Source organism: Companilactobacillus sp. FL22-3, assembly GCF_054881455.1.
This window is the reverse complement of the sequence record NZ_JBTYYZ010000001.1, coordinates 412,640-421,348: the sequence shown is the minus strand read 5'-3', so window position 1 is coordinate 421,348 and position 8,709 is coordinate 412,640. Positions and strand designations below refer to the sequence as shown.

The 8,709-nt window shown below is 37.9% G+C and carries 5 protein-coding genes; 1 reads left to right on the top strand and 4 read right to left on the bottom strand.

From position 1 onward, the window contains the following. Positions 1-169: 169 nt before the first annotated feature. Together ACYT32_RS01970 and ACYT32_RS01965 are read right to left on the bottom strand one after the other, a co-directional pair. Entirely contained in the window at positions 170-1,714 is a 1,545-nt protein-coding gene (locus ACYT32_RS01970) for an ABC-F family ATP-binding cassette domain-containing protein (protein WP_395266024.1), read from the bottom strand. 60 nt (positions 1,715-1,774) lie between these two features. Further along, complete coding sequence (locus tag ACYT32_RS01965) at positions 1,775-2,929, bottom strand: LCP family glycopolymer transferase (RefSeq protein WP_395266025.1); 1,155 nt, start codon at positions 2,927-2,929, stop codon at positions 1,775-1,777. Positions 2,930-3,204: 275 nt separating this feature from the next. Here ACYT32_RS01965 and ACYT32_RS01960 point away from each other — a divergent pair, with 275 nt between their 5' ends. After that, positions 3,205-4,662: an amino acid permease gene (locus ACYT32_RS01960; RefSeq protein ID WP_395266026.1), complete on the top strand. Its 1,458-nt coding sequence runs from the start codon at positions 3,205-3,207 to the stop codon at positions 4,660-4,662. Between the two features lie 59 nt (positions 4,663-4,721). Here the strand turns inward: ACYT32_RS01960 and ACYT32_RS01955 are convergent, their stop codons facing one another. Then, a complete protein-coding gene (locus tag ACYT32_RS01955; RefSeq protein ID WP_395266027.1) occupies positions 4,722-7,403 on the bottom strand; it encodes a transglycosylase domain-containing protein in 2,682 nt (893 codons plus the stop codon). A gap of 9 nt (positions 7,404-7,412) precedes the next feature. Further along, complete coding sequence (locus ACYT32_RS01950) at positions 7,413-8,708, bottom strand: hypothetical protein (protein WP_395266028.1); 1,296 nt, start codon at positions 8,706-8,708, stop codon at positions 7,413-7,415. Position 8,709: the final 1 nt, after the last annotated feature.

Sequence of the window (8,709 nt, the reverse complement as noted above, 5' to 3'; positions counted from 1 at the left end):
ACAAGTTTAACATATAATGTCAAGAGCTTATTGAAAATAATTATTGCAAACTTTCAATCGTTTTTTCAATTGAATGCTTGCCGTTGTTGACTCGTCGTGACAACAGATAATATCTTACCGTTAATGGCAAACCAATGCAAGTACTTTTTCATACTTTTTTTGAAAACAATTAATTTTCTTTGATTTTCTCGATATCTAAGACCTTATCGATCCAATCGCTACTATAGAAATCCTCTTCATGGGTAACTAGAATCATTGAACCATCGTAGTTTCTCAGACCCTTTCTCAAAGCCGCCTTTGATTCATCATCCAGATGATTAGTTGGCTCATCCATAAAGAGAAAGTTGGTGTTATCAAACATCAAGTCCGCAATCTTCACCTTAGTTTGTTCACCACCAGACAAAGACCGCATTTCTGACATGATCTGCTGATTAGTCAATCCTGTTCGAGCTAATACTCGTCTAACTTCTTTACCATCCCGATCGGGGTGCTCATCACTAATATACTTAAATGGAGACTCCAGATTATTCTTCCACACTAAGTCTTGCTTGAAATAGCCTACTTTGACCGTCTCTGAAAAGTCAAAATTACCTTCAATTGGTGGAATAATACCTAATAAAGTCTTGATCAAGGTTGACTTACCGATACCGTTGAATCCCTTAATGACCATTTTTTCACCACTAACAATCGAGAAATTCAAGGCCTTATCAAACAAAGCTTGGCCATCATAACCGACTTTTAAGTCATTTACTTCCAAAAGCATCCTCGAACTTGGCACTTCATTGTATGGAAAGCCAAAGCTCGCGGCAGTCTTATTCCCTGGAGGTGTCAAGACATCCATATGAGCTAACTGCTTTTCTCTACTCTTAGCACTCTTAGACCGAGAACCGGCTTTGAACTTTCTAATATAAGCCTTTGTCTTTGAGATCTGTTCTTGTTGCTTGACGTAAGCCTTCATATAAGTTTCCTGATTAGCGGCTTTTTGCTTGAGAGCTTGTTTCAGTGATCCTGTATATTTGGTGATCTTACCGAACTCAAAGTCAGCTACACAGTTGATGATACGGTCTAAGAAACCATAATCGTGAGAAATAACGATAAAGGCTCCGGCAAAGTTATTCAAATAATCAGCTAACCAGTCAATATGATTCGTATCCAAATAATTGGTGGGCTCATCTAAGAGGATCATATCTGGTTGTTCCAACAAAATCTTGGCTAAGATGATCTTTGAACGCTGCCCACCACTAAGTTTAGAAACATCGTGATCATAACCGATCGCATCTAGTCCTAAACCAGTAGCTACTTGTTGAATCTTCGTGTCCAATTCGTAGAAATCGTTGGCGTCTAAGATCTCCTGAAGTTTCCCCGCCTTTTCTAAGTCTTCGTCAGTCGGATCATTCATATAGATATCGTTGAGCTTGTCACTTGTTTCATATAACTTTGAAAAAGCGGTCTTCAAATATTCATAGATGGTTAAACCTGGGGCTAATTTTGCTTGTTGATCCAAGTAACCAATCGTCAGATGTTTCTTCCAAGAGATTTTACCCTCATCAGGTTCAATTTGTCCCGTCAAGATTTTGATAAAAGTCGACTTCCCGACTCCATTTTGACCGATGATCCCTAGGTGATCTTCCTTATTAACTTGTAAATTGGCTGAATCATACAATTTTTTATCTACAAATTGTTGCGTTAAGTCATGTACTTCTAAAACACTCATATTTATCTCCTTAAAAAAAGGCTGAAACTATTGTCTCAGCCTTTAGTTGAACTATTATTCTTATTCAGACGTTTCGTTACTGGTAAAAATTGTATAGTTTTGATTTTGGTTCTGACTGTCAAATGAGAAGCCACGTTCTTCATTCAATGTATTTAACTTAGTTTCTTCATTATTCAATTGTTCTTCTGGTAATCCTAGTTGCTTTCTTAACTTATTAGATGCCCGACGTAATTCTTTGGTAGGAATCACTTCATAAGAAGAACCATCGATCATGGAACCATATCCTTGAACATGATCTGAACCGATACTCTTAGCGGCACCACGATAATTCAAGAACATTGATTGCATATCGTTGAAACTCAAATTAGTTGTCATCGAACTCGAAATACTATCCAATACCTTTTGATAACGTGTAAATGTCTTGGCACTAGCAGCACTCTTAATAATGGCTGTAATAACCTGACGTTGTCGCAATTGTCGACCGTAATCACCTTGAGGGTCTTCATAACGCATTCTTGAATAATCAAGAGCTTGCTTACCATTTAAATGCATTTTACCCTTCTTGAAATGTGATTCCTTTTGACCAGTATCTCCGTATGAGAAACTAAATGGTACATCAACATCGACACCACCAACCGCATTAACGATTTGAGTCAATGAATTAAAGTCAACTTTAACATAATAATCGATCGGTATGTTCAAGAACTTCTCAGTGGTTGCCACAGCAGCTTCCTCATTACCGATATCATAAGCTGAGTTGATCTTTTGAATCTTCTTCGTATTATTAGTACTGCTCTTCCAAATTTGTGCCATCGAATCTCTAGGCACGGACATCATCGTTGTCTTATTCGTCTTAGGATTAACCGTTACAACGATCATTGTGTCGGAATTTCCATGATAATCTTTTTCATTATCACGAACACCATTATCGGTTGTATCAACACCCAGTAACAAAATTGAAACTGGCTTTTTATTGTTGATCTTCGTAGAGACACTTTTTCCGTCCAAAGCCTTATAAGTTTTGCCCAATGAATTTTGCGTTTGAGCATAAAGTCTAAAGCCATAGGCGCCCGTTACAAAAATCATAACTAGAAATACTAATCCTAAGATTTTTAAAAATGGGCGTTTGACATTGCCGCCATTATCAGAAGCTAAGGCACTATTACGTGTCCTCTTGCGTCCTTCACGCGACATATTATTTTTATTATTATCCATAAATAAACTCCGATTTATTTGCTATCTACAATTCAACCAAACTCTCTCTACATTATAGTAGATAGAATGCAATTATACAGCTTAATCTGTCTGATGAAAAATTTTTCGTCGATCAGCCGTATTATTAAAGTATAATTTTTTGTTGCCGTCTGTCAATTTGATTAAAAAACATTTATTAAAATATAAAGTTAGATATATTGAAAAATCTATCTCATTATTTGGAAGTTTTTGCTGACATTTTCCTGTATAATCATCTCCCGTAGGAGGATTTTATAATGTCAGATGCAAATAATGCAAAGACGTTTAGATGGTGGAACATTGCTCTCTTGGGCTTTACCACTGTTTGGGGTCTTAATAATGTTATCAATAACTTTGCCAACCAAGGTCTAGCAGTTGTAACATCTTGGATTTTGATCATGGTTCTATACTTCGTACCATACACTTTAATGGTCGGACAACTAGGATCAGCCTTTCAAGAAGCTGGCGGGGGAGTTAGTTCCTGGGTCAAAGCTTTATCTAACAACAAGTTGGCTTACTTTGCTGCTTGGACTTACTGGGTCGTGCATGTTCCTTATTTAGCTCAAAAGCCACAAATCATCATGGTCAGTTTGAGTTGGCTATTCAAGGGTAACGGATCTTTCATCAAGACTAGTTCACCATTAGTAGTTCAAGGTGCTAGTTTGATCATATTCTTAGCCTTTGTCTGGTTAGCCACTAAAGGAACTACAACCTTGAATAATCTTGGTAGTATTGCCGGGATCGCGATGTTCACGATGTCGATATTATTCATTATCTTAGGTATCAGTGCTCCTTTTATCACTCATGTCCAAATCGCTACACCAAACATGACTGATATTCATACATATATACCAAAATTTGATTTTCAATACTTTACAACAATTTCAATGTTAGTCTTCGCCGTTGGTGGTTCAGAAAAGATCTCGCCATACGTTAATAAAACTAAGAATGCTTCCAAGGAATTCCCACTAGGTATGATCATCTTAGCCGTCATGGTGGCCGTTTCTGCCGTGCTTGGTTCCTTTGCAATCGGTATGATCGTCAACTCGAACCATATTCCTGCCGACTTGATGGCCAATGGTGCTTACCAAGCTTTCCAATTCTTAGGTAACAGTTTCCATGTTGGTAATCTCTTCGTCTGGGCGTTCGCTATTACCAATACGATTGCCTCTGCTGCTGCATTAGCTATTTCGATCGATGCCCCATTGAGAATGCTTTTAGGTGATGCTGATAAGAAGTTCATCCCTAAGAGTCTCTTGAAGAAAAACAAACGTGGTGTAGCTATCAATGGTTACAAGATGACAGCTATCCTCGTTTCAATTTTGATCATTGTACCAGCTTTAGGTATCAATGGTATGAATGATTTGTACAATTGGCTATTGAATCTTAACTCAATCGTTATGCCAATGCGTTACCTCTGGGTCTTCTTAGCTTATATGATGCTTTCAAGACAATTAGATAAGTACAAGTCAGACTACATGTTCGTTAAGAACAAATATGTCGGCTTCGGTTTTGGTCTCTGGGCCTTTTTCCTAACTGCTTTTGCATGTATTCTAGGTATGGTGCCAAAGATGAACATGGCTCAAGATCCATCATCATGGTGGTTCCAATTAGCGCTTAATATCATTACCCCAATTGCTTTGATCTTACTTGGTTTGATCTTACCAGCAATTGCTAAACGTAATCAAAATGATACTGACGAAATTAGTCAATAATCTTTAAAAAAAGCCTCTGATTTTATAATCAGAAGCTTTTTTTGTCGTTATTAACATTTTTAATTGCTGCTGCTTGAACTAGTTGTGGAACTTGAAGTCGTGGAGTTACCATTGCTGTCGATCTTGACGTCTGGAACACTACCACCATAACTTCTAATTTCATTCATAATATCAACTAGCTTCTGCTTTTGATCTTCCTTATCAGAATCATCATTCTTGTAAGCATCTTTAACCTTTTCTAGCTGTGACTCGTACTGAGGCATCAATTTATCAACCATTGCCTGACGTTTTTGCGAACGTTGAGCTTCGATAGCTTCTTTTTCGGCTTCGTACTTGGCAATTTCCTTGTTATCCTTAGCTGCTTGGAACATTGCTTGACTCATATTTAAGGCTTTCTGAAGATCTAAGATCTGCTTATTGAAACTATTCTTAGCACTTTGACGTTTAACGTTAGCATTGAGATAACGAATCTTTTGTAATTCACTTAATTTCTTATTGTATTCGGATTCTTTCGTGATTGGAGACTCGTTATACTTGTCAATTGCCTTTCTAACTTTACCTTCACGCTTGAATTCTTCTTTCTTAGTTAAGTGATAGATGATCCGATAATCGAGATTATACAAGCGATTAGTATTCTTTTGTTCTTGGTCAGTATTGTACTTAGAAAAATCATTATCAATAATATCTTGAATGCTTGGTTTATCATTGCTCTTATTGACATATAAGTTACTGCCACTAACCTTGATCGTATTGGGCTTACTAAAGTTTTGGTCTTTTTGTTTCGTGTAATCGACTAGATATTGTCCTTCTGCCTTAAAGGCTTGCATTGTTAAATCATTTTCGCCTTGGGTCAAAGTTGAAGGGATGTCGTGACCAGTCCAATTGGCAATCGTAAAGTTAGGCGTCATACCAACAAAATATGAATCCTTCGTATCATCAGTCGTACCAGTTTTACCGGCCGTATATTTATAGTTATCTAAAGCCGCCGCCTTACCTAGACCATCAGTAATCACTGATTGCATGGTATTCAACATCATATAACTAGCATTCTTCGTGTAAACTTTAGTCCCCATATGAGTGTTTTGATAAATATAACGGTCGTTTTCGCTATCATAAATACTCGACAAATTACTTGGGTGAATAAACTTTCCGCCTCGAGCAAAAGAACTATAAGCCGAGGCCATTTCCGTAGTCGTTGTTCCGTAAGTAAAGGAACCAATAGCTAGACGTGGATCAGTCTTTTGAGCTGGTGAAAGTCGGGCAAATTCCATCTTAACTAAATCATCATAGTAAGTGTGTTTAGTATCTGACGCTGCTAACTTGTAAGCAATCGTATTGATTGAGTTCTCCAAAGCGTGTCGTAAAGTATTGCTGCCAGTATAACCACTGTACCAGTTATGAACCGTTGGGGTTCCGACTGCTGAATCAGTTACAGTACTTTGAGGTAGATATCCTCTTTCAAAAGCTGGTGCATAGGCAATTAAAGGCTTAGCCGTCGATCCAGGTTGACGGTATCCAGAAATTGCACGATTAACTTGGTCGCCTGTAGTAGTCCGTCCACCAACTATCGCTATAACGTCACCAGTCTTATTATCGATCACGGTACTGGAAACCTGCGGCGTTAACTTACCATGAGCGTCTCGTCCTGTATATGACTTATAAGTATTGTTGACCAATTCCTCAATTTTATTTTGGACGGTTTCATCGATGGTCGTATGAATCCGATAACCGCCATCCATCAACTGACCTCTTGCCCGTTCGAAGGCTTGTTGATATTGAGTGTTATAAGCGTTACGGTCTGCTTCATCCTTAAAGTCATAACGCATAGTGAAGCCAGCAGACTTCATCAATTCTTCAGTCGCATTATAAACTGCATAACTGAGTGCATAGTTATTGGAAACGTCATTATCATACTTCTTTTGATTGATTTTCAAGCCTAAAGGTTTAGTTCGGGCCGTCTGATAAACCTTTTTAGAAATCAAACCTTGCTGATAGAAAATATATAAAATCATGTTTCGGCGTTTTACAGCCCGTTGCGGGTTCGCTACCGGATCATAGTAAACTGGGTTGTTCGGTATCCCAACTAGCACAGCCAATTTATCAATTGATAAATCACTCTGCTTCTGGGAAAAATAATAATCTGAAGCCGCACTGAAACCATAAGAACCATGGCCCATGTAAACATCATTGATATAGAACTCCAGGATTTGATTCTTAGTAAACTTTTTCTCGAGTTGCTGAGCAATAACCATTTCCTTTAACTTACGAGTTAAATTCTGCGATTGATCTTGCAAAATAACATTCTTAACCAGCTGTTGGGTCAAAGTAGAACCACCCTCGGTTCGATGATGCAATAATGTGGAAACTGTCGAGCGCATAACTCCGTATAGATCGACTCCATGATGAGTATAAAAGCGTTGATCTTCAACAGCCACAAGGCCTTTCCGAATTTTAGGGTTAATTTCATTTATCGGTGTATAATTGGAACTCGATTGAGACAGCTTCTTCAACACTTTACCGTTACGGTCATATATAACGGTAGAATTCTTAGGATAAAAATCTGATTTCTTCAAACCTTGGCTATAAGAGTAGCCGTCAGCTATCGTATTCCGAATATCATAACCGTACTTCCACCAAAAACCACCGATACTTAATACAATCAAAACTACGATCGTTAATAATATCCACGGCCATTTTTTTCTTTTTTTAATTGCTCTGTGTTCCATATTTTTCTTACGCATAATTAGCCCCTAATTGACATAGAATGTTATTCCAGAAGATACTTGTGACATCAAATTAGACAAGTCTGATGAACTAATTTGCATACCATTGTTATAACTTGTTCCACCTGCATAAATGAAACCAATCGTTGAACTATCGCCAAAGTAGATCGAGGTACTCAAGTTCGCGTTGTTCTTGAACCAAAAGACTGGTGTAGCGGAATTGAAATCAGCTGTACTGTTCTCTGGATCAGAGACATTCATCGAATCTAAACTACTGTCACTGGCATTAGATACATACTCACCGAAATTGCTGTTGCTGCTATCCGTAATAATTGCATCTGAACCGCCAGCATTGACCAATTTTTTAACAGTATATTTGCCAGAACTGACTTGCGAACTTGTGACATTAAAAGTACCGTCTTCAGCCACGTATTTGCCGCTCACCCGTGTCATCAAGGCTAGAGTATTCTTGCTGGAGTTGTAGTACAAAACATATTTTCCAGTGATTCCTGCCTGTGTTAAGACATCAGAGGCTCCAGTTGTTGAATTTAAGCTGGAAACGATATCGACATTAGCGGGAGTATACTTTTCTGTTAATGGGGCATTTCGTAAGGCAGCTAACTCTTGCTTAATCGCCGTAACTTTCGAACTGTCGCCCTTGTGACTGGAGAAATAATCATCCATCTTCGTGACAGCCTCACTCCAACGATTCTTAATGGTTTTATTCTTGATCAGCTTGTAGTAAGTATTGACCATGGAAATTTTCTTAAAGCTTAAGCTACTGTTCTTTTCGTTAAAAGCTTGCCACGTTTTATCTAAATATTTATCCGCGTCTTGCGTCTGCTCGAACCAAATTTGAATCATATCCAAATCATTACGTAATTTTTGATAGACATCTTGATTCTTCTCTTTTAAAAGTGTTTTATCTAAGTCATTGATTTTTTGACTAGTAACGTCATCTCGATAATTGCTCTTGCCATCGTATAGCTTGCCAACAGCCTTAGAACGGTCCTTACGTGCTTGAATATAACCTTCCAATTCTTGATACTTTTGAACATTACTCTTAGTAATTACGTAACCATTGCTGACATCGATCAATTTGCCGATAAAGTCCAATGATTTGTAATTCAAGTCTGTCTTCAAAACTTCTAACTCTTTATCTTGATACTGACTAGATATTTTTGAAGTTACTACAGCATTGACCACGCCACGAGACAACATGATAAAAAAGATGACGGCAGTTATGATTGCAACTACGCCAGCACCATGCATCAAGTAGCGTTCTGATTTCGTCTTACTTTTTAAATCTTTCTTATCTTTCATG